Raw genomic sequence first — 24,225 nt, 5'->3', positions numbered from 1 at the left:
TTTGCCCAAGTGGATTTTTGCGGATACCTTTCTTCACAAGAGGCGAGCCAGCAGGCGAGCCGGCATTGTTATCCAATCGAGCACGATTGGATAACGCTGACCGGAGGCAGCAGCCGAAGGTCAGTCTTCGGAAAATGGAGAGGCTTATGGATGTGATTGTGAAGTCAGACCGTGACCAGCGAACACTCGATTGGCTGGTTGCCCAAGTTGGGGAGTCTGTGGTCGAAGGCGCCTGCACAAAGCTCGCTGGAGCGAGAAAGCCTTATGTTTCCAATATTGCAAAAATCCTTGGCTTAACTCCGCCGGATGAAATGATGCAGACGCCCCGCGATACGGCGAAACAGCGGATTGCAGTGATTAAACAAATGCTCAAGGAAAAATAGGTCTAAAGTGTGTGTTCAGTATTGAACAGGTCTTTTCCTCGTTGTTGATAGGTGGAATCGCCATATAACGCTTCCTGCTCCTGAATCCAAACCTCGACGTCCTTTCGCCGCCAGCGAAGGAGGCTGCTCCCCGGGATGTATAACCGAGGGGGTAGTTCCCATGGACGGTTCCTTAGCAGCTTTTTTATTGCACTAGGGTTCTTATCGAGTCTTTCGCCCAATTCCCAAATGTCAAAATATTCCGTCATCATCCGCTCCCGCGCGGCTGATATCACATGAGTTGCTGTTGCCGCACCACGGTATAGCAATCAGCGATATTTCAGACGGATTTTAGAAATTTAAAGGCAAGAACTACGAGGAAGAAAAGGCCTACCGCCCGCTACCCCTTGGCCCTTTAGGCAGGGACTTTGGCAGGCCCGCATCAGCCTCATCGATTGGCCTAAACAGTTCTACTGGGTCAATACCCAGCGCGTCTGCTATGCGCTGGGCGTTGTCAAGGGATACGTTCCGCACTTCTCGTTCAACATCGCTTACAAAAGTGCGGTGGAGTCCACAAATATCGGCCAGGTTTTCCTGAGATATTCCTTTTCTCACCCGAAGAATTCTCACGTTGTGAGCAAAGCGTGCGCGCAAAACAGATGGTTTCTGTTTCTCTTTAGATTCTGTCATAGCAGCGTAGCATCAGACACTACATGATTTATGTCTACACTGCCATAAAAGACATTGTTTACGATTACACTGTTTAGTATTACACTGTTTGCGTTACGTATTAATGCTGAGTTTTCTGCCAGTGACTCCAGTACGGGTTGCCTGAACCACTTACGCCGAAACACCCGCTTTTTAGGTCTCACAATGCCCAAACCTCCCGCTGCCGCTATTACCCGTGTGCGTGATGAACTCGAAAGCCCCGAGCGCGGAGTTCGTCAGTGGTCCGTGCTCGAGGTGCAAGGCGACACGTGGTATCAAATCGAGACATATAACGAGGGCGGCGAGCCACACGCCCGCACGACTTACATTACAACTGACTTGGACCGGGCTATAGCTCTGGCGAACAACATGAAGCGTTACGTCCAAACGGAACTACGCATGTATTCACGACTGCCTTTACATGCATTTAACGGATTTGTTCTAGAGCCCGTTCAGAAAATCTTCGCTCTGCCAGACGGTGAACGAATGGTTTGCCTGCGGTCTGGGTTGAGTTTGCAAGACAACTGTGAAGATAAAGAAGCTAAACAGAGATTCGAGAAAGTTCGAGAAATATATCGCTGCGACTGAATGCGGCTAGTCGTATTTGGGAGAGCAACACGATGAACCAACTTCACAAAGCGACGAAGGTCCTGTATCTCGACTTCGACGGCGTCTTACACGACGACGAAGTCTATTTTCATCCTCGCCGGGGCATTTATATTAAGACTCCCGGCAGAACTTTGTTCGAGTGGGCACCAATCCTCGAGGACTTGTTAGCACCGCACCCAGATGTAGGCATCGTCCTTGCGACTTCCTGGGTCCGTGTGATGTCTTTCCAAAAGGCGAAAAGGCACCTATGCCCAGCGCTGCAGGAAAGAGTGATTGGTGCAACCTATCACCGCCGTTGGATGCGAGAGGCTGACTTTGCTGCCCTCCCCCGAGGCGTGCAAATTGCAGCGGATGTCCGTCGGCGCAACCCGGGAAAGTGGTTTGCACTCGATGACGAATACGCCGGCTGGCCGGACTGGTGTCGGGACAAGCTGATAAGTACAGATAGTAGCTCGGGAATCAGCGACCCGGCAGTGCAGCAAGCCATCAAAGTGATGCTGGAACAAATGTGATGCTCCAACGAGAACAGGTGAACGAACAACTGGTAAAGAAGAGTCGGTTCCTGAGTCGAGTCCTACGACATCGGCCCGACAGCATTGGCATTACGCTTGATAAGCAAGGCTGGACTGAGGTGAGCGAGCTCTTGGAAAAAGCCGCCTCTCATGGGATGCAAGTCTCGCGCGAAGAGCTGGACCGTATCGTTGTTGAAAACGACAAGCGACGCTTTACGTTCAATGCAGACCGGAGTCAAATCCGCGCGGCACAGGGTCATTCAGTCAAAGTCGACCTACAGCTGCCTGTTTGCACCCCACCCCCTGTGCTTTATCACGGGACAGTTGTGAAGTTTTTGCCCTCGATTCGAAAGCAAGGCCTGTTCCCTGGCTCTCGGCATGATGTACACCTTTCCGCGAATATGGAAACGGCTTTGGCTGTCGGCGCTCGCCGCGGCTCACCGGTGGTAATCAGTGTCGAGACTTACTCGCTGCTACGAGACGGTTTTCAGTTCAGATGCGCCGACAATGGAGTTTGGCTTATCTCGAAGGTACCAGTGAAGTACCTGCGGTTTCCGGACGTGTAGCGACCATGACGAGAACCTTCCGCAATCTACCAATCACGCCGGAACAAGACGCCGAAATTCGTGAATACATTGCAAGTTGCGAAGCGCAAGGATGTGCTTGGGATACGTTAGCACTTGACTACATGATTAATGATTTTCTGTATCCATCGCCGAATGATGACCGCATAGATTTTTGTGATGGCTTGGCACTCGAATTGGCCGGCAGGTATCACTTAACAAGTGAAGAACCAGGGACCGACACGCAGGAGCAAAATGCGATGCATGGAGATGTTTCTGAAATAGAGTGGAAATGGATTGTCCGTGAAGCTCGGAAATATCTCGTCAAATGACCACGGCTTTATGCTTCATACCTGAGTTACCCAAATTGCTCCGTAGAGGGACTTGGAATCACCTGTCCTTACCTTGAAGGTACGCTCCGGACTCAAACTGAGCCTCTCCCTCTTTACTAAATTAATTGGTAAAACGTAGTACCAATTGCTACGGCAATTCATTGCTGCCAAGAGGTGGCTTAACAGTATTGGCGGGCCAAACGCTAGAATCTAAGTCCTTAATTCATAAGTGATTTCGGTATAAATTGAGCTTTCACACATATTTACCGAAAACGCTTGAAGAATAGATTCTGAACGGGGGGCGCACTCATGCATTTCCTGCAGGTTCTACCAGGTATTCTGCTATAAATTTCAGCACTTACTAAATCAGTTAATACCATTTAATACCGACTACTTAGACGATAGTCGATGGGATTTCTGTACAAGCTGGTGGGGCGACATCAGCTTACGCGACTGCTAATTCTTGCGCTGCGTTGCAGAAAATGTGGCTTAATCTGCTGACTTTTATGGTTTTTAGCCATCGGCGGAATAACACCCGGTAAAAAGTTAAAGGCCCACACGAAGCGGGCCTTTACCTCAATCATGCGGGCGCGTTATTTTGCTGGGGTCGATGCGGCGTTCGAAGCTGCGGGAGCGTCAGCAGCTGCGACCTTCTTAGCAGCATGCTTCTTAGCCTTGACTTTCTTTGCGTGGACTTTCTTGGCTGGAGCAGTGGCCGGCGCAGATGCTTGAGTCGACGCAGCCGGAGCGGAAGCAGCCGCGGAAGCCGGAGCAGCGTTTTGAGCGCTGGCTACACCAGCAAAAGCAAACAGAGCAGCGATAAGGGCGATTTTTTTCATGGAAAGTCTCTCTTTCTTTGTCAGCGCAAGGGAGAAATTTCCCTTGTTGCTTCCAGTAACGAGACCATCATGCTCGGCGATGACACACTTACAAATTGTTGCAACTATACACATGCCGGATAAAATCCCTTAAACCATTGCTCGATGGGGCTTCCAAAACAACTCATATGTCTTGCGTCTTTTGCTCGTTACCACCAGAACGCGTCATTGCCCAAAATGACCTCGCAATTGTTATCCGAGATGGGTTTCCTGTAAGCCCGGGGCATACACTGATTATTCCGCGTCGCCACGTCGCGTCATTCTTCGAAACGACGGATGATGAACGGTCAGCTATGCTCGCCCTCCTCGAAAGTTCGAAAGCGGAATTGGGCAAGGAACTTCACCCACACGGGTACAACATCGGAATAAACGATGGCCTGGCGGCGGGGCAAACCGTAATGCACCTTCATATGCATCTCATCCCGCGGTATGAAGGAGATTTGTCCGACCCACGCGGGGGCGTTCGTTGGGTTATCCCAGATAAGGCGGATTACTGGAGCAAGCGGTGACGGCCATCTCCCTTCCATCCGCAGAAGAGCAACTGTCCTTTCTTGACCACGTTCAGCGGCTTTTCGAGGAAGGTGAGTTCGTCGCAACCTACAAGTTCGCCCTGCTGTTAGCAATTACCGAGCTCGCTGTTGAACGCGGCACAGATTCCTCTGACGCGCTCGAACTCCCGCTCGACGCCATTGCGGACAAATTCCTTGAGCTCTACTGGCCTCAAGTGATGCCATACAAGGGAGGAGTGGAATCAGGCATATTAGTGCAGTCGACGGGGAAGCAAGCGGCCGTAGTCACCTTACTACAGGGTATTCGCAATAAATTCGGCACGCTTCCAAAGGCACGCGCATCGAAAGACTGGCGCTCGGCCGTTGGAAGAACAGTCTCGTTATTACAGGTAATGCCGCTATGGCGTCTGCAAATCCTACGCCGCCAGAAGGTAGAGTTTCTTTATGAGGCCGGCCCAAACGCCAGTATTCGGCTCTTACCTGGAGTGATGTACAACTTGCGTCGCTTCAGCGGGTTATTGCAGCAATTGGTCCGAGCGGCTTGGGCGGGACATATCCGAGAAAATCCAAAAAACACGCCAATTATCGGCGAGGCGTCAGACCTGGAGCAGGTACTGTTTGGCTCCGACCGTTCAAGCCTTTTAGCGGCACGTCCTGTGCTGCGCGAGATTCAGTCCGACACCTGTTTCTACTGCCAAGGAGCGCTGAGAAATACCGGTGAGGTTGACCATTTCATTCCTTGGGCCCGGTACCCTCGTGACTTGGGACAGAATTTCGTGCTCGCGCATAAGTCATGTAATGGCGACAAACGGGATTTGCTGGCAGCTGTTCCCCATCTAGCGAACTGGCGTGACCGGAACGTCAAAAACTCGGCGGTACTAAAGAATGAGCTTGGCGACCATTTCGTGTGTGATGAAACAACGATGCTTCGTGTCGCACAATGGTCGTATAGCCAGGCGTATGCTACAGGTGCTCAATCGTGGTTTGCACCGAAGCAGGTCATCCCGCTGACACCTGAATTCCGAGACATTCTTTCGTAATCAGCGAAAGATTTCTATTCCTCGTTCACAGTTCTTTTGGGGTGCGACGGAGGAATCAGTGAACCGAATCCTTAATAAATACTTTGGTTTGCCGGTCGTTTGGCGCCCGATGTTCGGATTTCTTCGATTGGAAGACTTTTTTCGCCAAATCGCTTAACCTGGCAAAAAATAACCTTTCCAAATCGATATGTCATTTGGCGACATTAATTCTCAACATGTCGTTGCCGCACTTCGCGAATTCGACAACCTCGGACGCACAGCATTCCTTACTAAATACGGCTTCGGCAAGTCACGGGAGTACATGCTACGTGACCCGGCCACAGGGAATCTTTACGACTCAAAGGCGATTGTAGGTGCTGCCTACGGATATGCGTTCCCAGAAAGCGGGCCGTTGAGGGCAGAAGATTTCTCTGGTGGCGAAGCCACGGTCGAACGCAAACTTACAGAACTGGGATTCGAGGTCGTTCGGGTCGGACAAGACTGGTCTCCTGATGAAGTGGCACTTGCAGTGGCTGATTATTTTGAGATGCTGCAGAAGGAATCAAAAGGGCTCGGCTATAGCAAGAGTGAGCATAACGAGCATCTGCGACGCCGGTTAAAAACACGCAGCAAAGCATCCATCGAGCTGAAGCACCAAAACATTTCTGCTGTTCTCGACCAACTTGGTCTCCCGTATATCCAAGGGTACAAACCTCGCACGAACTTGCAGGAATTACTACGCAATACCGTCCTCGAATATATAGGCAAACGCAGCGATTCCCTTATTAAGGTTGTAGATGGTTTCGAAGAGCAAACGGATGCCGGCAATAAACAATATCTCGGTGCTCTAGTTGATGTGCCACAAGTCGAAAGATTGGCTGCTGCACGAAAAACACTCCGACTTCCGAGGAAATTTGATTTCGCTGCGCGTGATGAAAGTAACCGCATGCTCGGAAATAGTGGAGAGTCCTGGGTAGTGGGATACGAAGAATGTCGCGTAATACAGGAAATGCGCCCGGATTTGGTCTCAAAAATTGATTGGGTTTCGAAACGTCTTGGGGATGGCGCGGGCTACGACATTCTCTCGTTTGAATCCAACGATACCGAACGCTATATCGAAGTAAAAACAACGAACGGAGGTTCTCTTACGCCCTTCGTCGTTAGCCGAAATGAGCTGGAATTTTCGGAGGAAATCGGCGAACGTTTTTGTTTGTATCGCCTCTTTGACTTTAGCAACGCTCCAAAGTTATTTATTTTGCGTGGCTCACTCTCGGCGAGCTTAACGCTCGACGCGATGGACTATCGTGCGAGGCTGAAATCGGTCGCTCTCTGAATCGCTCAAAACTCATTTGATTTGGTGAGTTTAAAATTCCCTCAGTATGTTGACCTGAAATCTTCGCCTTGGTCCCATCGGCTCTGCCAATGCTTCAGAAACGCGGCCGCCACATCTGGGTTGTTCCACATCACCACCACATTCTCGCTGTTCGATTTCACTGCAGCCTGGCTGTAGTTGAAGCTCCCGTTCTGGACGTGTTTCTCGTCAGACACGATGTATTTGTCGTGATGAATCGCGTATGTTGCAATCGTCCGCGTTGGAATGCCGGCATTCACGAGCAAGTTGAGCGCAGCGGTGCTCGATTTCGATTTGTTTCCCTTCTCATCGACGACAACGCGCACATCAACGCCGCGCTTCTTTGCCGCCAGTAGAGCTTTGACGACCGAGGGAGAAGTGAACGAATAGGCAGCCAGCCTGATGCTGTGTTCAGAGGCATTGATGACCTTCAGAACAAGCTCTTCACTCCCTGCATCGGGAGAGAAGGCAGTTTCGATGAGGCCGGTTGAAGGAGCTTTAGCAGTATGTGCTTGGAACGCTTGGGACAGTTCGTCTATGAGCGTCGGCTTTGGTTGCTTTGCGTAAGCCACCATTGACGCAAGAAGCGACAGAGCGAGAAGTGTTTTTTTCATGTTGAAATTTTATCGGCAGGCCGGGATATGCCGAGCTATCACGCGCAAAAATTAGGTATTAAATTGAAACAAATAAATTGGCATACCTTCGCTCTGTTTGCCGAAATCATTTGAAAAATGCCTTAAATCGTAGCGCCCGTGGAACCCCTTTGCATTTCCTCTTAATCTAGCGAACGGCCGGAACACCTAAAGCATTCAGTGTTGCTGTTGTCATTAAACCATCCTGCGGCAGCGACTTGAGCGCTTGAAAGTGCTGCAAGGCTTCGATGGTTTTTTTGTTACGAACACCGTCTATTGACCCGTCATACAGTCCTAAGGTGGTTAACTTGATTTGCACGCGCATAATTTGCAGTCGAAGCTTTTCCTCCCTGGATAGATTCACTTCATCATGGCTACGACTGTTGACCGAAGGCGTGGCCACTCGCGCGCCAGGGTTTGCATCACTGGCGCCCGCCTGCTGGACTGATTGCGAGGTCGACGTGCTGGTTGGGGAGGTATAGGGAACTCCTGACGTGGCACCCGCCGAGGAACGCGAGTTCGTCGACGACATAAAGTTACTTGATGGTGTATAGCTGGGCGATGATGTGCTTGGCGAGGATGTTGAATCAGTGTACGAAGGCGATGAATAATAACTGCCACTCGAACCTGAATAATGTGAGGAGTGGCTTGAATGCGAACGATGACTTGAGTGTGAGCGATGCCCGGCAAAGAGATTATCCATGTCCGCATTCAACGGACGTAGCGGCGCCGCTTTTGGCTCATTTAAGACATTTAAGGCGTCCAGCGCCTGGTCCAACAATGGAGCTGAAGCGTTAGCACTTTTACCTGATAACAGCGGCAGGCCTGCCATAAATATCGAAATATTTTTAATAAATTTACTCATAACACAGCTCCCTCCGTTATTGGTCGAATTGTAGCTGGCTTCCAGCCACGTTCGTGCCATGCGAACAGTCCTGCGCATTTGTCCTTCACCTCGCAGCTAGAACATTCGTTTGCATAAACGTTCTTCCAGTCCGAAATGCTTCTGTGTGCATGCTTCCATAGTGCCTTAGGTAGTGCGCACAGCGGTACATTCATCAGGACGAAAGGTACGCGAAGCCGCCGTAGCAATTTTCCGGCCTGGTCAATCATTCCGGTCCATTCAGCAAGGTCAACTTCACATTGCTCACGGTTGGCCAATGCAAAGCCGATGGGTTCACAGCCCATTAGCGCTACTTCCCGTACGAATGGCAAATTCCGCCCGACAAACCCACATAGCTCTGGCAGCACGCGTAGTGTGGGCTCAATGAGAACGACCCGTAGCTGAACCGACTTCCGGGCCTCTCGCAGGGCAAGAAGTCCAGCCAGAGTTTCCTCAAAAGCCCCCGGCGTCTGGACAACGAAGTCGTGGACGAAGTCAGCATGACCATACAACGGCACTAGCCAGGTTGCCTGTGCAGTAAGATTGGACAATACGACTTCGACGGTCCTCGGATTACAGAAAAGGCGTCCATTGGTTAGCACCTCGATATGCGTCTCCGGATGGAATTTTTCTATGCAATCGAGCACCTTACGTAGTCCTGCCCCAAGAAGTAGAGGCTCGCCCCCGCTGATGCCAAGGACAGATGGCGATACCCGAATGTGGCGCACGATATCAATCGCCTCTTCTACTAGCCAAGAGTCATCTTGCTTAGTAGGTGGCTGGGAGCACATAAGGCAATAGCTGTTACACCTGTTCGTGAGGAACAGTGAATGGTGTAGGTCGCTCTCCCGATAAAGGACAATGACTTCGTCCTTGTCCGGTATTGGCAGGACTATATCCCCGATTTCCAATCCCGCGGCTTGAGCCGCGCTCAAGCCGGTCAATCCGGACTTGATTAAGCGGGCAACCGTGCCGACATCATCTTCCGTGGCGATTTTTACTAAAAAGCGAAGACCAGGGGCCCATTCGGCGGCGACGTCCTCAATGTTTGTAACACGGTAAATTTGTCGGGCCGTAGGAAGCCCGTACAGAGCAGGCATCTTCCTCATTGCGCCTCGCATTCTGGGGGCGCAGCCCACTCATAGAACACATCGAGCAGCCATGGCTCGGCAGCCTTTATTTTCATAAAGAAGGTGTCGAATAGCCACATATGACGCTGGCAGTGCTCTGTCATCAAAACTGGTGCCCGCATATCGCCAAATTGCGCCTTTGCATCTACCGGATTCGGCGCGCAGAACAGACGATATGGGCACTCCCGACAGCCAGGAGTGTAGTCTGTAAGACTAGCGCGTACGAGTTGCCGCTGTGTCTCGGATTCGAGCAACGCTTTCAGTGAAGCCCCAATTCTTCCAAGACGAAGAGATTTATCTCCAGTCTCTGCCAACATTCGTGCCTCATCGGCTGGATACACATATCCGTCGTAGTTGTAGACCAATGCACTTAGGCCAGCGCCAGAAGGGCTCTGCAAATCGACATAACCGCTATCAAATGTAGAAAGCACCTTATTGAGAATGATGGATGCATAGACCTCCCGTAAAGGTATTCCCTGTCGATTCCAGTGGATGACGCGCTCAAGCGCCTTGAGGTAGAACTGCTGGAATTCAGCCTGCTGGTAGCCCAGCACTGCTTGATTACGTTTTGCGAAGCCGTATGCGCTAAGTGGGCGCAAGAAAATATCGTGAAATCCCAAGCGTACGTACTCATCAACGATTTCTTCTGGCCGCCGAAGTGATTCCTTTGTTGTAGTCATCAGAGCCGAAACACTTCCGGCACCTAGCAAGGAGCGGGCAAGCTCAATGCCCGCAATCGTTCGTTCGTATGCATCACGCGCCGGCGTCGGCCGGTTTTTGTTGTGCAGGTCTGAGGGGCCGTCGATGCTTGTTGAGAGGAATACTCTATGTTGGCGGAAGAACTCACACATCTCAGGTGTCAGCTGATGCAGCGTCGAGGCAACTACAAAGCGAATACTACGTTTTTCCGTTGAATTCTTGGCAGCAATCCGCTCTATAGACCGACGAACGAGGTCGAACCTTAACAGAGGGTCACCGCCTTGGTACTCCACTGTCAGGGTAGGCGCGCGACTCTCGAAGACTGCATCGCTCGCGGCATCGAGGTCCGAGACCGATATAGTGTGCCCAATTTCCTCCAGTGAACGGCTAACCTGGCAATAACGACAGGAGTGTTCACAAAGTAGAGTGGGAACAATGGCGTGCAGGGCGGGCCCCACTTGCACAGTTTCGCGCTTTGCTGCTTTTCTTGAAACAAGTAGGCGGCGCGTTCCGATAGACTTCCCAGAACTAGTTAAAAAAAAGCGTGCCTTTAACTCTGCTTGTCGCTCAATCGGCAGCTTCGCAGGCGCGTTCTCTAGGTGGACTACTTCGTCCGAGGTCAGGAAAGCGTGGTCACCAGATTCGCTTATTCCTAGAATCTGGCCATCCGGCAGTTTGCGTAGGCTGTATGGTAGTGCGGCCGGCTCATACATGGCTTTTACTCCCGACAGCTTGGCCGATGATTTCACTAACTAAAGTGGCTATGCGTTCCTCGTAGATGGTATCGATTCTTCGCCGCTCACGAACGTTACGGACAATCGCCAAAACGAGTGCTTGTAACTCAAATAAATCATTTTCTGATTCGCACAGCGCTTCCCATCTCGCAGGCGTTTGCTCCGACCTTCTCAATTGACGCTTTAACAGCTTACTCGCAAGAAGAAGTTCTTCGTCCGTTGGTGCAATCGAACTACAGCCTAGGCGCCACTGAAACGGCAATAATCTGTGAGCTAACATTAATGCACCTGGTCGATACTCATCTGTTCTTCAGCTTCAAGGGCCCGCATGTTTGCGCCATCGATTGCAACCTTGTCTGTGCTCATTGGGGAGGTTTGGGCAGTATTGCGAATTCATTGAGAGAAAGACTGACAAATGTATCCGAGACTCCCTTACGATGTCTATTCGTTGCCATGAGGAGTATGGATTTTTGCAGAATATTGTGTGACCCCCATATTTATGGGATTTACCGTTCCTCCTAAAGCACAAGTCACCAGCAATGCCCTTCATACTTACAATTGAGCTGCGTTGATTTCTCGTTTTCTAAGTCCTTTAAAGGCCGATGCAGGCCCAATCGGTAGAACGACTAGCCCTCCGTATGTAGACGCGATGCTGCCGTCCGGATGATGTTGTTTCTGATACGATACATTTTTCGACAATTCAAGAGGAAAATGCATGCCAAAGAAAACTCCAATGTCGCAGCTCTCTGAGCAAGATGGGTTCATAAACGTTCCGGTTACGCGCGCCACTCGCGCGGGGCTGCACGAGCTGAAAGAATCGATGGGTGCGGCAAGTCAGGCAGAGGTCATTGAGCGTGCTGTGAAAATTCTCTTGGCGATTCAGAAAGCCGCACGTTCGTAGCTGAAGTTCTGCCGCATCTCGCATTGAACTGACGTTGACCGATACTGGATTCAATAGGAGACAACGAGTGGCGCCAATGTAGAAGCGAGCAACCGTGTCAGTCCGGCATCACCGACCACTATTCTTTTGGGTACTCATCTGACGAACATTAAGCAGGAAGAACACGCTCCATGGTTTTGAGGCTATCTTTGACTGCATCAATGAGCGAGTGCTTTGAGAGTTGATACACCTCGTTTAATCCAGATGCACTTTTGAATGATATTTCTTCATAAAGGGCAATCGGCAACTGCTTATTATCTTTGAAGCGTTTGTCCGGGCCGCCTTTCTTGTTGACGTACTTCCAAGTATGGCCCACGACCGTTGCATCGCTTGGCACTGACTCGCTCTCAATGAACTGTCGGGACATGCCTTCGAACCGCAAATCCTTATATGTGACGGTACCTACGCCTGAAGAAGAATAGACGAGAACTCGGTCGGGCATAAAATAGAGCGACATTGGACCGGCCTTCACGAACGGCACCTCCAGGTTCGACTTCACCTTGGGCGGCAAACCTTTTCCGAACTGCGCATCCTTCCGCTGAACCAAAGCACCTGCACCAGCATGGTACTTGCTGTCATGGACAGCTGCCCGGGCATCGACGCGCCACGTCTTCCGACATGAGCTTAGGGCGCGGAAGGCTTCATGCAATTTTTCGAAGGCCTGTTCGTTAGCTTGGTCAAGCTCGTAGCACAGTACCGCTGTCTTCGCGACGGTATCTCGTACACCAATATATGCCGTCAGCCCAGTGAGCAAAATTGCAGCAAACGGGGTCAGCCAACTTGGTGCCGTCGAAGGGATAAGCCAAAGTGCAACCAAGCTGGCACCCGCCGTCCATTTCCAGTAATTCGGGCGTTTTGCCTTGCCATTCAATTCGTTCAACAAATCAGCGGAAGAAGTGTCCTGCATAGCGGAGACAGGTGCGCTCTCGATAGCCACCATCGGCCCAACACCTGGCTGTGCTTCTGGCATTGGCGGCTGATAGCGTGGCGTCGAGGGGACGCTGGGTTGGGAAGATGACGCCGGTAGAGTCGCACGATAGTACAAACCACCTCGACCGACAGAAATATAGTTGCCCCGGGGGCCTGTTCCGACACGAAAGCCCTTGAATCCTGTCGAGACGCCTACTCCTGACTTAGAGAAATTAAAGCGAAACGGCCCGACGCTTACGCTCTTTCGAAGATAGAAGCCCATGACACTCCTTGGGAAAAGTTTGATAAAAGTATAACCAAGTTGCTTCAAGGCATGGAAAATTGGTTACACTCGTCGGCCGTACAACAGGTTACGGCTTCTTCCTATTGCGCAGATTTCATCGAGTTGAGCATAGAAAGACTGTCAACTCCTTGGCTATAATCGATAAGTTTCCTTTCATCAACTTGATGGAGATTTCATGTCAGACCAGATTTCGTTTGAAACTACCGACTTTGCAATTAATCCAGAACCGCGTTGCCCATGTGTTCTGCTGTTAGATGTTTCCGGGTCCATGGCCGGGCAACCCATCGCGGAACTGAATGCGGGCTTATCTGTGTTCAAAGACGAACTCGCGGCTGACTCCCTTGCTATGAAACGCGTCGAAGTTGCGCTCGTCACTTTTGGCCCAGTTCGCGTAGAGGCTCCGTTTCAATCCGCCGCGACCTTCTATCCGCCTACGTTGTCAGCACAAGGCGACACGCCAATGGGTGAAGCCATTCGTCAGGCCATTCAGCTGGTAGAGAGCAGAAAGCAGGAGTACCGGAGCAACGGCATCTCGTATTACCGACCATGGATTTTCCTCATTACCGATGGCGGCCCAACTGATGAGTGGAAGTCTGCAGCCGCCGCTGTGCGTGAAGGCGAGGCCTCGAAGAAGTTCGCATTTTTTGCCGTCGGGGTGAAAGGCGCCAATATGGAAACATTGGCTCAAATCAGCGTACGCGCACCAATGTCATTGGATGGCCTTAAATTCAGGGAGCTGTTCACGTGGCTTTCCAGCTCGTTGCAGCGCGTATCGCAATCAACTCCAGGGACGGAAGTAAAGCTGGATGCACCGACGGGATGGGCCTCGGTGTGACTTGGAGGGTAGTTGCCGGGTCGGTCGTCGGTACTTCACACGTTGCTGCCGGCCTAGGTTGCCAGGATAGCTGTTGGGCTCAAGTAGACACGACGCCCGGCCGCAGTCCCATCTTGTCCATTTTCGTCGCTGATGGCGCCGGAAGCGCGCTTCGCGGTGGAGATGGCGCAGAGCTGGCCATCAAAACCGCGGCAGAGTTCATGCAAAAGCAACTCGCATTGACGGAATTTGGCCTCGGTGACGACTTCGCCGTAGAGTGCGTTATGGACATACGCGCTGCGCTGTTTTCTGAGGCCGATAAAGCGAGCCTCAAGGCACGGGATTTTGCTTGCACCTTCCTGGGAATCGTTTCGTCAGAACTCGGTACGCTAGTAATGCAAATCGGAGACGGCGGTATTGTCATTGATGTCGGTGATGGCTTGGAGGTCCCAATTGCTCCAATGTCCGGGGAGTACGCAAACATGACTCACTTCGTGACTGACGAGGACGCAATCGACCGGCTGATATCAAAAGTTTTCAATAAGCCCGCAGTCAAGGCAGCGGCCTTTTCCGACGGAGTCCAGCGACTCGCAATCCAATTAGCCACGAATACTGCGCATGAGCCTTTCTTTGCTCCGTTCTTCAAAGTTCTTTCGACAGCGACTGCTGAGCAAGAAGACCAACTTCAGCAAGCTCTACTGCGCTTTTTGAATAGCGATGCGGTGAACGAACGGACTGACGACGATAAAACGCTCGCTCTCGCTGTTCTCACTTGATGGCGGAATCGATATGACGAAACGCCTCGTCACTGCCTCGGGCGCACCAATTCAAATCGGACGTGAACTCGGAAAAGGTGGAGAAGGCTCTGTATTCGAAGTTCCATCCCTGCCAAATCAAGTGGCCAAGCTTTATCACAAGAGCTTGGAGCGTCCGAAGCAAGAAAAGCTTCGCTTTATGGCGACACACGGCGACCAAGCATTGTTGCAATACACTGCATGGCCGCAGGACACGTTGCACCCTGTTGTGAACGGGCCTGTTGTTGGGTTCCTCATGCCCAAAGTGACTGGGCGCGACCCAATACACATGCTATACAGCCCCGCCCATCGTCGGCAAGACCGCCCGAACGCGGCGTGGGACTTTCTGTTATACATTGCACGAAATACCGCCGCGGCCTTCGAAACGCTTCACGCGCATGGGCACGTCTTGGGGGATGTCAACCAAGGCAATGTAATGGTCGGCTCCGATAGTAAAGTCATACTCATCGACTGCGATTCCTTCCAGATTAACGCGAATGGTGCATTGCACTTATGTGAAGTCGGCGTCTCTCACTTCACGCCTCCGGAGCTTCAAGGACTACCATCTTTTCACGGTGTCAAAAGGTCAGCGAACCACGACAATTTCGGATTGGCTCTGCTTATCTTCCACCTCCTGTTTGGTGGGCGACACCCTTTTTCCGGCGTGCCGCAGACGAAGGAAGCGGGCGAGGCCCTAGAATCGGACATCAAAGCATTTCGTTACGCCTACGCGCGGGATGCTCAGACCCGCGGGATGTTGCCACCACCTAAAGCCATCTCAATGGGTCTCGTCCCAGATTCAATGCAAGCGATGTTCGAGCAGGCCTTTACCGAGAGAGGAGCCGCTGGAGCTAGACCCTCGGCCCAACAATGGGTTGCCGCCCTAGACGTCTTGCGAACGAGGTTAAAAAAATGTAGCACGGCGCCAATCCATGTATACCCTGACCATCTTGCCCAATGCCCTTGGTGTGCATTGGAACAGCAAGGCATCGTCTACTTTGTGGACCTTGGCACAGCTGTTACTGCAACAGCTTCTGGATTTGTACTGGCAAAGGTATGGGCGCTAATTGAAGCTGTGCCCCCTCCGCCACCGATTAGCTTGCCCAACATCGACAGTTCGTCCGTAACTCCGAATCCGCTACCAGCTGGAATTTCGAGCGAGGAGAAAATCACGGCAATTAAGGTATCCGTCCTCGTAATTGCCTTTGTTCTTTTTCTTGCCATGCCCAAGGCATGGTTACTTTGGGGGATTGCAGCAGTAATTCTTTGGAACGCAGTTGGTTCTTCTAATTCACCGGAACGAATTGCGGAAAAGAACAAACGAAACAATACCCTTATGGCCGCGGAACGGGCATATCAGACGCTGGCTGACAGGCTTCGTAAAGAGGCCGGACCAGAAGGATTCAATCAACGGAAGAAGCAGCTTTCTGATTTACGAAATGAATACCAAGGCCTCCCCGCACGGGAGAAAGCTGAGCTGGACATGCTTCATCAAACAGCTGAACAACGTCAAAAGCAGAAATTCCTCGACCGACATTTCATTGACGCCGCCACAATTCCAGGTGTTGGTCCCGCCAAAAAAGCTGCATTGCGTTCATTTGGCATCGAAACGGCAGCAGATGTGGACTGGCACAAAGTACGAGCAGTAAAAGGTTTTGGTGATGTACTTACCCGCGCAGTTGTCGACTGGCGGAAAGCTTGTGAACGGAAGTTTGTATTTAATCCTTCGCAGGCAGTAACGGAAACCGACCGTAACGCCGTAAGGGGCAAGATACTCGCAAGAAAAAAGGTTATCGAAGCCGCATTGTCGGCTGCTCCTGCAGAACTGCAGCGAATGAGGCAGGAGGCAAACGGAAAAATCACGGCAATTCAGCCGCAGCTTCATGCGGCTGCGAACGCATTAGCTCAGGCCAAAGCCGACTTGGCTCTCCTGGATTGAGCAAAACGTCACACTACGTTGGTGAATTGAGAAATCACTTCCGGGATTTATCGGCGCTGCTTCATTCGCTCCAGTGCAGTGATGAGGGTGCGCCGCTGAACAACGACTGCGGGTTTGGGTGGAAACAGCAATTCCAGGGCCACCACGCGTTCAAACCTGACCACAATGTTCAGGAAAACCTCCAATGAATCGCATTGTCCCTGTTCGAACCGTTTAAAGGTTCGTAACGGAATACCGCACCGGTCAGCAAACTCTTTCTGACTCAGTTCTAGTCGCCGGCGCTCGACCCGCACGCGGTCGGCAATTCTCCGCCGCAACTCACCGGCCGAATCACTAATAACTTCGTGGAATCCAGGAAGCGCCATATTTGCATTAGTGAAACAAAGTGCCAATTATGGCACCAATGTTGTGGGTAAGTCATTAAAACCTTAAAGCTCTTGCTACCAAGATATAAAAGGGGCCATATACTGGAAGTATCAAATTCGTTAATCCACCCCTCGGGCTGGTCTCCTGGTGGGTGAAGTGGCGTAGCCGCCAGAAAGGAGCTGACCCCATGAACGCACCCCGCGCAGGTGGCGCGAGTATTTCTGCACGTGCCCGTACTCCCTCCATCAATCTCGCCCGCCTCACTGAGTTGGTTGCGGCGTCGATTTCGCCGCGAACTGGCGATGGTGCCGCCTCCGGTTTTCCGCTTGCGACTGTCTCCGATAACGGCAAACGCCTGCGCGTGAACTTGCGTGGCGTACTCCAACGCCTGTTCTCGCAACCGACCTTCAAGCAGGACTTCGCCGCCGGCGAAGCGACTGGCTTCATCTGCGACCTGGAATTTCCGCCGCGTGGTACCAGCGCCAAGATGGGCGGCAAGTTGCTTCCTGAGAGCGATGCCAAGACGACTGCCGGCATCGAAAAACTGCGGGAGGCGATTTCAACGGAGCTGGACAAGGCACTCGTCCATATCGACCTCCGTGCGCTGACTTCATCGACTTCTTCGCAGGCACTGGCGGCTTTGGCCAAGAACCTAGGCGTCAAACCAGCAGATGCACCACCGTCGGCCAGCCTGGTGCCAATTGGCTTCGCCAATCCGGACCGCAAAGCGGCGGAGCGTGAAAAGGACGTTGCCCGTGTGCTGACCGCCATCGAGACGGTGGAAGGCCGGGAATGGCTCGACAAGATGCTGTCGGGCGTGCGACGCAAGTTCCAGAAGGATGATGTGCCAGAAGAGGAAATCGACGGCATTATCGAGACCATGCAAATGCAACGCCAGCAGCCGGGGAGCCAGATTCGTCGTTTTCTTGACTTCCTCGATGACGAAGCCCTTGCCCGCCTGCGCCTGCAGGTGACCTTCCGCCTGATGGAGGCTGTTGCAGCCCAAAGCACGCAGCCCGGTTTCAAGGCGTACGTGGAGCGCGTGCGAAAGTGCTTCGAACTGTTTGGGGGCGCCGCTGGTGAAGCGTTGCCGCTCGACGTGAGCACAGTGTACGGGCAACGCAACTGCAGCGACTTGGCAGAACACCTACGCAAGGCTTTGTTCTACGGGGCGCTTCCGGTTTGGTCGGAATGGTCGGTCCAGCTGTTCGAGGCCCGGGTCGAGCCTGAACAGGGATTTGCCACTAAGCGCGAAGTCTCGTATCGATTCCGCGTGAACGGTAACAATCCTGAAACCGGCAAGTCCGCCTTCGCCAGCCGTCTCGACCGCATCCAGGAGCGACTGCTCGATGAGCCGAGCCAAGACGTCAACGGCCAGCGCGCTATTGCAGAACTGGTTTTCCTGCGTCTGGTTACGCCTGACTCCGTGTCCCAGCCCACCCCAGAGGACCTGCAAGCCAAGGCCAGCGCCATTGTGGCTGCCCTGAAGCAGGACCCAGTGAAGACGTTGCAAAAACTCATGGACTCGCTGCGGGCGCGGGAATCGGTGATGGAAGAGCTGGCGGATGAGCTGATTGCTGTTCTCCAGCGCAAATCCACCAAGCTGGTCGACGCTGCGAATCGGACCGCCGATAAGTTCTACATCGCGGTCAAGCGCGGCATTGTGGACTGGAATGCTGCCTTATCGATGTCGTCAAACAGCACTGAAGTGCTGGTCAAGAACGATAATGGCCACGATAACGTCGCCTGGTTCAACCATATCGAAATCACGGATGACCCGACATCGGTGCCCACTTCGCTGGCATCGTATTGGGTTGAGACCGACATTATTGAGCGCTCCTTGGTGCCAACCGACAGTGCATCAACAGTGCGCATGGCACGCAATCTCGAACAGCCGGCCGTTCCGGTACGCTTTGTCTCGTACAGGTACAACAAGGCCGATGCCCCTGAACAGATGTGGACGCCGGAGGATATCTCCGTGTCGACGTTTGACGCGGGTGTCGGTATCGACCTCGAGTATGAAATTCGACCGCTGTCTGCCACCAAACAGACGGGCGACAAGGCGACACAAGAGCAATTGCGTACGGCCAGTTGTGCAGCGTTTGCCTTGGTCACCTATTTGGTTCTTTACGAGATGGCACGCCGGCTCAAGGCCACTGAGGGTCTCGAGAAACTGACCATGTATATCTTCCGCCTGCAGCCCGGTAGCAAGGAAGTCGAATCCACGGACGGCAATGCAGCGATTTACGCTGCGGCCCAAGCTATTGAGCGAGCCTTGATGCGGGAGCTGCCAGTCAAGATGCAGGGCTTCCATACCAAGGGCACCTCACATACGGAGCGGTATCGCCGTTCCGGCTCGCTGCAGGCGCTCCAGGGCGGCGCACCGATGGTGACCGACATTGGCGGCAACCTCGACAAGATTGCGATGATGACGTACGTCACTCGCCCGTGCGATGCGCACCCGATGTATCCGGATGCGGACGGTTTCCTGTTCGTCTCTCGTACCTACCGTGCCGACCGTGACGGCGACCAGTTCAGGGTCTACGCTGATTGCATGCAATCCCGGTTGGTCGACACCCGCAAGTCGTTCCGTGAACCGCAGTTGGTGCTGGAAGAGATTGCGCGCTTGCGCGCCGAAGGCTATCACCACGTCATCCTGCTTTCGCACCATTTCGGCAATCGCCATATCGGGCGCGCTGCGGAACGCCATTCACCACACGGAACATTCGAATTCCTTGAGGATGCATCCAAGCGTTTCCCGGATGTTTATCTCTACCCGCTGCGCCGTGATGTCTTTCCGGCAACTCGCCTGCATAAACGCTTAGCGTCGGAAAGCGGGTTTGAGGTGTTGTCGTTCAACGACCATCAGGCAATGTATGACGCCCAGACCCAGAATCTGCTGCGCAGCCTCATGCCGATTTACACATTTGCCACACTGTCCGTTGTGGGCGAAGCCGGTCGACCGCAGTCAGGTTTCTGCACGTACTTTTTCGACAGCGAGCAGCGCCTGACAAGCGTCGAGTGGGCGGAAACAGTGCGTCAGAACATTCTTGGAGTTGGCACGGGCAAACCCGTGCGAGATTCCATTATTGGTATGTTGCGTACGCTGCATTACCTCGAGAGCGAGAAATCTGCCGCCAAGCAGCAGGTGCTACCGGTACTCGACCCGTTTGATTGGGCGTCCCCGGTAAGGACCGCTACCGCCGGCGAGCTGGAGGTGATGAAGCGCCGTGGCAAAGGCAGCGTGCAGCTATCGTTCCCTGCATTGTTGGCGCATGTAACCAAGGTGCTGCATAAGGATGCAGTGTGATGGGCGAGCTTACTTTCCAACAACAAGCCGTGCTTTGGGGGCAGGCATTCGAGGTGCTGGTCAAGCGTGGTGTGCTGGCCTGTTTGGTGGATAAGGAGCTGGTCTCGTATGACCGCCCGGAGCTTGCTGAATGGAAGCAGGCCAAGCTTAGCCACCTGTATGGGGCGATGACCAAGCATCTCGAAATTATCGATGAGACAATCATCGAGCAAGTCAGAGCCGCAACTCAGCATATGGCCATCGTCGCGTATGGCCTTGGCTACACCGCCATGCGGGAGTACCTGAAAAAGATTGAACGGCCGTTGCAGCGGAAGACCCTGCAAGTGCGAGCGCTCTGGTGTCCGTTGACGCTTCCGGGGCCCCGCGATGTGGAGGCTGAGCTTTCGCAAGCGCAGCGTGCGATTCATGAGCGGTTCGGTCTTCCCGGGGAACCGGACCTCGATTTGGTCGGCAAGGGCATGCCCGGCAATGCGGACTTCATCTTGTGGCTGGCCGGGCCGCATGCCGAGGACTACCTGCTCGTGCAGGAGTATTCATACGACATGCCGTCGCAGCTCGGGGATTTTCGCGAGGAAGACGCCCACTTGGAAGAACTGTCGCGCTACCGTCGTCTAGTTGACTCGCGTGGCGTGTTTGCCCGTGTTACCGCAGAGGTCGACGAAGAGCAATTCGAGCTTTCCAATGACATCAAGATGTACCTGGGCGCGCTCACGGCGGACAACAAGCCGTTCTACAAGCTGTGCCAGGCATCTGGCTACGCGGAATCCACGGTGAAGCTGCTGGCCAAGAAAGGCATCCTCGCCAAGCCGTGCATTACCCGTGCGCTGGCCATCACACCAAACGGACTGGAGAGTCTTGCCGCTCGGTTCGTCCCCGGTGAAACGAAGGATTCTCGGTTCGACCTGATGGAGCAGCTGGGCGCAGCCTACCGCAAGGTGCGCAAGCTCGCGGATGGCGACGATGCGGGATTACGTGCTGCGGTGGAAGCGGTTTTCAACGGCATTTATCGTCGCCTGCCCGGCGCGCTAATGAAAGGCGCAAAGGGACTACGGTCGGCGCCGAAACCCGGCGAAGACTACGTGTTGGAGTTCGAAGAAAAGGTCCCGAAGTTCTCCAATCCGATGCAGCTGTTCAGTCGCATCGAGGTTCTGCAGATGGTCGACGAGTCGGAGGCGCTGCAGGAGTTTTTCGGTCAGTCAGCCAAAGCCGCAGTCTCTGCGGCACTGGACGAAATCGCTCCCGAAAAGGCCGAGATTCCATTGCGGGACGCCCATGCCGCCGCTGTCGTGGCAGGATTGAATTCCGCCCGCCCCGGCCGGGTCCACGTGCTCGGGCTGGAAGGAAATCCTGGCATTGGCAAGACAACGGCGGTAACTCGCTACCTCGCAAAGCAAAGTACGGGGTACCTCTACCTGTACGTCAGTCCTCGCGTTGTCATTAATCGCGACGTGACCGAAAAGCTGGCTCGCCGCGATGGCGAGGCAAGCGGCATCCTAACTGTGACGACGAACGCTCAACTGATTGCTTCAGCAGAACGCTGGCACATCAGCCAAGTCGAAGCGGGAAAGGATACGCGCCGCCATATCGATGGCGCGGTCGTCGCCGATGGGGTCGATGGGTTGGTCAAGCCTCAGCATAGCGTGTTGGTGCTGGACCCCGAACAGGAGCGTGAAATCGAAGCGGCACACGCTGGCTCGCGCCTGTCGAAAACGACACTCTCCGAGAACGAGGACATTGTTCAAGAGCGCTCCCTGATGGGCGTCCTCAGCTGCATGTCCGCCACAACACGCGAGCTGCTGGAGCTCAATCCTTCTGTGAATCGCGCCGTTCTGACCGCAGCGCTGCAGGGCTTCCGAGAGAAAGGTGGTGGTAAAAATACTATCCAGGCACTGTCGCAGCTATTTAAGAATCCCGCTGACCGAAAGGCCGGCGTAGAGGAGCGTCGGGCCTTCGCCAAGCGCATGCCGGTCATTGTTGTGATGGTCGACGAACTCGCCGGCGACGGTGCCGGGTCCCCGTTTGTGCATACCGTCGCACGATGGCTGGAAGAGGAATTTATCGAGCCGTTTGGTGACCAAGGTTCGCCCTTCACGGTAGTGCTTGTCGTATCGGACGCCTCGCTGGGTAACGAGGTTGTGCTCGACCGCTATTTAAACGCCGGTGACCGCACTCCGGATAAGGTGCTGGTGTCCCGGTCAGAAGGCGAACGTCCGTTCCGGCTAGTCGCAACGAAAGTTCGACTAGGTGGTGCAAAGCGTGACGTCCTGCATGTCATGACTAACAGCTACCCGGCTAGTGAGCTGAGTATCCGCTATCGCGTCAATCTTTCTGCCGTCCGCATTCAGGAAGTGCAGCCTGGATTGATGGAGACGCCGCGTCGTGCCATTCGACGCGTGGCCGACGAGCGGCTGCTGGAAAACGCTGGACGGGAAATCATGAAGGCTTTGGATGCCGGCGCCGCCCAAATCGTCTTCTTCGCACAGGACAAATTGTTTCTGCGAGACTTGCGGGCTTATCTGCGCGCGGAATCCGAACTCGGCCTGACTGATGGCAGTGTGGAAATTCTGGATTCATCCGTACCCGGATGGAAGCGTAAGCAACTGCTCGGAGAAGACAAGCGCGACACCGTGAAGGTGTTCCTGATGACATCCTCCGGCGCCCGGGGCGTGTCCTTCCCGAAGACCGACTGGATTATTGCGTCTGTCCCGCGCTTCAGCATTGAAGCGGCATTGATGGAGATTGCCCAGCTGATTTACCGCGGCCGTGGCATGTACCGAAACGAATCAGGCGAAGTCGTATCAGGCGACAATGTGCCGCGTAAATTAGTAATGCTCGTCGACGACTTTCTTGTGCATGAAGAAGAGATGGATATACGGCAGTGGCTGCGCCAGTCCATCGACTTGCTGACACTGCTCGTGATGCTACGCTCGACGATTTATACGCGTATTACCGGCGACGCTGGTCTGAAGCAGAAGCTGGCATTGGTACCGGTAGGGGCCGTCGGCCTTGAGGAACTCAAGAGTCTCATGTCTAGCTATGTTGTTGAATTCATCAGTGAGGCAGATGCGTATGTCAAAGGCGGCGGAGAACGAGAGTTGGTTGGATTGGTGTCGAATGCCAGGAGTAATGCATTTGAACTATTCTCTCGCTTCCGCCTGAACGCAACGGCGCGCTCAGTAGCCGATGGTTTTTCCTTCGTACGGCAAGGTGATGCCAGTGACTACATGCAAAAGGCTTGTGGCGCTATCGCACCACTTCTTCCAGAACACGGTGGGCGGCCTCAGATTCCTGAGCATGTTTTCTTTTCTGGGCCGCTCTTGCTTGAAAACTGGGCGCACTTCGACAAACGCGAAGTATTTTCATTCGAGGGCCATTCAGTACAGGAACAGCGCCTTACAAAGGAGTTGTATTTTCAGCTGAAGGATGTCGACAAAAATTCGGCATTCCCAGCTTCTCTGCGAATTCCAGCTTCGAACCTGTTACGCGTGCTTGCACGCGAAAGCCCAGAGGCTGCGACAGAATTCAATACCATCAAGGGACTGAATTCCCCGAATACTTGGGTTGTTTTACCTGCGGCCTACACGCAGTTTTTGAAGAGGCGCAGCGATGGGCGTGACGACGAACTCGTCTCAGTTGCAGACTCTGATTTGTGGCGCGACTGTCTTGGACGAGGTTTGCCTGGCGGAGCTGAGATGCCGGCTATTCCTCGCTATGAAGGTGCACCGTGGGCCGCGGGTGTTGGGCAAGTTAATCCGCTTCGGCTGGACTTGGTGTTCGATGACAGGTATTTCATGGCCTCGAACGAACTGAACTTGCTCAACACACTTCTTTTGTCTGAAAGAGATGAGTAATAACGATAAATGCTCATTGCAATTTTGGTCGGAAGTACTGAAATATTAGCTTTTTGGTTGATAAGGAGAAGTAGGTA

21 protein-coding genes are annotated in these 24,225 nt (G+C 53.2%); 13 read left to right on the top strand and 8 right to left on the bottom strand.

Features of this window, described 5'->3' with window-relative positions; all coding sequences use genetic code 11:
• Nucleotides 1-146: 146 nt before the first annotated feature.
• Entirely contained in the window at nt 147-383 is a 237-nt protein-coding gene (locus TSA66_RS23005) for a hypothetical protein (RefSeq protein WP_040042906.1), read from the top strand.
• A 369-nt stretch (nt 384-752) separates the two neighbouring features.
• Here TSA66_RS23005 and TSA66_RS26445 read toward each other — a convergent pair whose 3' ends face one another.
• A complete protein-coding gene (locus tag TSA66_RS26445; RefSeq protein WP_084199835.1) occupies nt 753-1,052 on the bottom strand; it encodes a helix-turn-helix domain-containing protein in 300 nt (99 codons plus the stop codon).
• Between the two features lie 638 nt (nt 1,053-1,690).
• Here TSA66_RS26445 and TSA66_RS22990 point away from each other — a divergent pair.
• From TSA66_RS22990 to TSA66_RS26600, 3 genes are read left to right on the top strand one after another with little or no spacing between them, the layout of a single operon-like run.
• Entirely contained in the window at nt 1,691-2,191 is a 501-nt protein-coding gene (locus TSA66_RS22990; protein ID WP_040041692.1) for an HAD domain-containing protein, read from the top strand.
• Nucleotides 2,192-2,208: 17 nt separating this feature from the next.
• Entirely contained in the window at nt 2,209-2,757 is a 549-nt protein-coding gene (locus tag TSA66_RS22985) for an RNA 2'-phosphotransferase (protein WP_232429522.1), read from the top strand.
• Between the two features lie 5 nt (nt 2,758-2,762).
• On the top strand, nt 2,763-3,086 hold the full coding sequence (locus TSA66_RS26600) for a hypothetical protein (protein WP_094299022.1): 324 nt from the start codon (nt 2,763-2,765) through the stop codon (nt 3,084-3,086).
• A 593-nt stretch (nt 3,087-3,679) separates the two neighbouring features.
• On the opposite strand, the gene TSA66_RS26440 is transcribed toward TSA66_RS26600, so the two are convergent.
• The gene (locus TSA66_RS26440; RefSeq protein WP_084200063.1) at nt 3,680-3,925 is read right to left on the bottom strand and encodes a hypothetical protein; all 246 of its coding nucleotides are present in this window, start codon (nt 3,923-3,925) and stop codon (nt 3,680-3,682) included.
• A gap of 167 nt (nt 3,926-4,092) precedes the next feature.
• On the opposite strand from TSA66_RS26440, the gene TSA66_RS22980 reads away from it, so the two are divergent.
• The 3 genes from TSA66_RS22980 (at nt 4,093) to TSA66_RS22970 (ending at nt 6,825) form a co-directional block, all read left to right on the top strand.
• Nucleotides 4,093-4,473, top strand: a complete 381-nt coding sequence (locus tag TSA66_RS22980) for an HIT family protein (RefSeq protein WP_040041690.1) — start codon at nt 4,093-4,095, stop codon at nt 4,471-4,473.
• Complete coding sequence (locus TSA66_RS22975; RefSeq protein WP_052452538.1) at nt 4,470-5,513, top strand: HNH endonuclease; 1,044 nt, start codon at nt 4,470-4,472, stop codon at nt 5,511-5,513. The genes TSA66_RS22980 and TSA66_RS22975 overlap by 4 nt, the downstream gene beginning before the upstream one ends.
• A 187-nt stretch (nt 5,514-5,700) precedes the next feature.
• Nucleotides 5,701-6,825, top strand: a complete 1,125-nt coding sequence (locus tag TSA66_RS22970) for a DUF3883 domain-containing protein (protein ID WP_040041689.1) — start codon at nt 5,701-5,703, stop codon at nt 6,823-6,825.
• Nucleotides 6,826-6,866: 41 nt separating this feature from the next.
• Here the strand turns inward: TSA66_RS22970 and TSA66_RS22965 are convergent, their stop codons facing one another.
• The 4 genes from TSA66_RS22965 to hxsB all read right to left on the bottom strand — a co-directional run bounded on the left by TSA66_RS22965 (nt 6,867) and on the right by hxsB (nt 10,900).
• Nucleotides 6,867-7,457, bottom strand: a complete 591-nt coding sequence (locus tag TSA66_RS22965; protein ID WP_040041688.1) for a phospholipase D family nuclease — start codon at nt 7,455-7,457, stop codon at nt 6,867-6,869.
• 166 nt (nt 7,458-7,623) lie between these two features.
• On the bottom strand, nt 7,624-8,340 hold the full coding sequence (gene hxsA / locus TSA66_RS26435; protein WP_157691758.1) for a His-Xaa-Ser repeat protein HxsA: 717 nt from the start codon (nt 8,338-8,340) through the stop codon (nt 7,624-7,626).
• On the bottom strand, nt 8,337-9,458 hold the full coding sequence (gene hxsC, locus TSA66_RS22960; protein WP_232429521.1) for a His-Xaa-Ser system radical SAM maturase HxsC: 1,122 nt from the start codon (nt 9,456-9,458) through the stop codon (nt 8,337-8,339). The genes hxsA and hxsC overlap by 4 nt, the downstream gene beginning before the upstream one ends.
• Nucleotides 9,459-9,463: 5 nt before the next feature.
• Entirely contained in the window at nt 9,464-10,900 is a 1,437-nt protein-coding gene (gene hxsB / locus TSA66_RS22955) for a His-Xaa-Ser system radical SAM maturase HxsB (RefSeq protein ID WP_040041686.1), read from the bottom strand.
• 736 nt (nt 10,901-11,636) lie between these two features.
• On the opposite strand from hxsB, the gene TSA66_RS22950 reads away from it, so the two are divergent.
• Nucleotides 11,637-11,822 carry a hypothetical protein gene (locus TSA66_RS22950; protein ID WP_040041685.1) on the top strand — a complete coding sequence of 62 codons (186 nt, stop codon included), beginning with the start codon at nt 11,637-11,639 and terminating at the stop codon, nt 11,820-11,822.
• A 148-nt stretch (nt 11,823-11,970) separates the two neighbouring features.
• On the opposite strand, the gene TSA66_RS22945 is transcribed toward TSA66_RS22950, so the two are convergent.
• Nucleotides 11,971-13,053: a DUF4236 domain-containing protein gene (locus tag TSA66_RS22945; RefSeq protein ID WP_040041684.1), complete on the bottom strand. Its 1,083-nt coding sequence runs from the start codon at nt 13,051-13,053 to the stop codon at nt 11,971-11,973.
• 196 nt (nt 13,054-13,249) lie between these two features.
• Between TSA66_RS22945 and TSA66_RS22940 the strand changes: the two genes are divergently transcribed.
• From TSA66_RS22940 to TSA66_RS22930, 3 genes are read left to right on the top strand one after another with little or no spacing between them, the layout of a single operon-like run.
• A complete protein-coding gene (locus tag TSA66_RS22940; RefSeq protein ID WP_040041683.1) occupies nt 13,250-13,909 on the top strand; it encodes a vWA domain-containing protein in 660 nt (219 codons plus the stop codon).
• Nucleotides 13,894-14,664 carry a PP2C family serine/threonine-protein phosphatase gene (locus tag TSA66_RS22935; RefSeq protein ID WP_232429592.1) on the top strand — a complete coding sequence of 257 codons (771 nt, stop codon included), beginning with the start codon at nt 13,894-13,896 and terminating at the stop codon, nt 14,662-14,664. The genes TSA66_RS22940 and TSA66_RS22935 overlap by 16 nt, the downstream gene beginning before the upstream one ends.
• 13 nt (nt 14,665-14,677) lie before the next feature.
• The gene (locus TSA66_RS22930) at nt 14,678-16,621 is read left to right on the top strand and encodes a hypothetical protein (RefSeq protein ID WP_040041682.1); all 1,944 of its coding nucleotides are present in this window, start codon (nt 14,678-14,680) and stop codon (nt 16,619-16,621) included.
• Nucleotides 16,622-16,668: 47 nt separating this feature from the next.
• On the opposite strand, the gene TSA66_RS22925 is transcribed toward TSA66_RS22930, so the two are convergent.
• Nucleotides 16,669-16,986: a helix-turn-helix domain-containing protein gene (locus TSA66_RS22925; protein ID WP_040041681.1), complete on the bottom strand. Its 318-nt coding sequence runs from the start codon at nt 16,984-16,986 to the stop codon at nt 16,669-16,671.
• Between the two features lie 188 nt (nt 16,987-17,174).
• Between TSA66_RS22925 and TSA66_RS22920 the strand changes: the two genes are divergently transcribed.
• Nucleotides 17,175-20,297 (top strand): hypothetical protein, encoded by a 3,123-nt coding sequence (locus TSA66_RS22920; protein WP_157691757.1) that lies wholly within the window; start codon nt 17,175-17,177, stop codon nt 20,295-20,297.
• Nucleotides 20,297-24,148 carry a hypothetical protein gene (locus TSA66_RS22915; RefSeq protein ID WP_040041679.1) on the top strand — a complete coding sequence of 1,284 codons (3,852 nt, stop codon included), beginning with the start codon at nt 20,297-20,299 and terminating at the stop codon, nt 24,146-24,148. The genes TSA66_RS22920 and TSA66_RS22915 overlap by 1 nt, the downstream gene beginning before the upstream one ends.
• Nucleotides 24,149-24,225: the final 77 nt, after the last annotated feature.

This window comes from Noviherbaspirillum autotrophicum (assembly GCF_000818395.1).
Lineage (GTDB): Bacteria > Pseudomonadota > Gammaproteobacteria > Burkholderiales > Burkholderiaceae_D > Noviherbaspirillum > Noviherbaspirillum autotrophicum.
The sequence above is the reverse complement of the archived record's forward strand: the minus strand, read 5'-3'. Positions and strand labels throughout refer to the sequence as shown.

Coding starts and splice junctions, on each gene's coding strand:
- TSA66_RS22970 (WP_040041689.1), top strand. CDS start 5,701: ATGTCATTTGGCGACATTAATTCTCAACATGTCGTTGCCGCACTTCGC.
- TSA66_RS26440 (WP_084200063.1), bottom strand. CDS start 3,925: ATGAAAAAAATCGCCCTTATCGCTGCTCTGTTTGCTTTTGCTGGTGTA.
- TSA66_RS23005 (WP_040042906.1), top strand. CDS start 147: ATGGATGTGATTGTGAAGTCAGACCGTGACCAGCGAACACTCGATTGG.
- TSA66_RS22920 (WP_157691757.1), top strand. CDS start 17,175: ATGAACGCACCCCGCGCAGGTGGCGCGAGTATTTCTGCACGTGCCCGT.
- hxsB (WP_040041686.1), bottom strand. CDS start 10,900: ATGTATGAGCCGGCCGCACTACCATACAGCCTACGCAAACTGCCGGAT.
- TSA66_RS22950 (WP_040041685.1), top strand. CDS start 11,637: ATGCCAAAGAAAACTCCAATGTCGCAGCTCTCTGAGCAAGATGGGTTC.
- TSA66_RS26600 (WP_094299022.1), top strand. CDS start 2,763: ATGACGAGAACCTTCCGCAATCTACCAATCACGCCGGAACAAGACGCC.
- TSA66_RS22925 (WP_040041681.1), bottom strand. CDS start 16,986: ATGGCGCTTCCTGGATTCCACGAAGTTATTAGTGATTCGGCCGGTGAG.
- hxsA (WP_157691758.1), bottom strand. CDS start 8,340: ATGAGTAAATTTATTAAAAATATTTCGATATTTATGGCAGGCCTGCCG.
- hxsC (WP_232429521.1), bottom strand. CDS start 9,458: ATGCCTGCTCTGTACGGGCTTCCTACGGCCCGACAAATTTACCGTGTT.
- TSA66_RS22980 (WP_040041690.1), top strand. CDS start 4,093: ATGTCTTGCGTCTTTTGCTCGTTACCACCAGAACGCGTCATTGCCCAA.
- TSA66_RS22965 (WP_040041688.1), bottom strand. CDS start 7,457: ATGAAAAAAACACTTCTCGCTCTGTCGCTTCTTGCGTCAATGGTGGCT.
- TSA66_RS22930 (WP_040041682.1), top strand. CDS start 14,678: ATGACGAAACGCCTCGTCACTGCCTCGGGCGCACCAATTCAAATCGGA.
- TSA66_RS22990 (WP_040041692.1), top strand. CDS start 1,691: ATGAACCAACTTCACAAAGCGACGAAGGTCCTGTATCTCGACTTCGAC.
- TSA66_RS22945 (WP_040041684.1), bottom strand. CDS start 13,053: ATGGGCTTCTATCTTCGAAAGAGCGTAAGCGTCGGGCCGTTTCGCTTT.
- TSA66_RS22940 (WP_040041683.1), top strand. CDS start 13,250: ATGTCAGACCAGATTTCGTTTGAAACTACCGACTTTGCAATTAATCCA.
- TSA66_RS22915 (WP_040041679.1), top strand. CDS start 20,297: ATGGGCGAGCTTACTTTCCAACAACAAGCCGTGCTTTGGGGGCAGGCA.
- TSA66_RS26445 (WP_084199835.1), bottom strand. CDS start 1,052: ATGACAGAATCTAAAGAGAAACAGAAACCATCTGTTTTGCGCGCACGC.
- TSA66_RS22935 (WP_232429592.1), top strand. CDS start 13,894: ATGGGCCTCGGTGTGACTTGGAGGGTAGTTGCCGGGTCGGTCGTCGGT.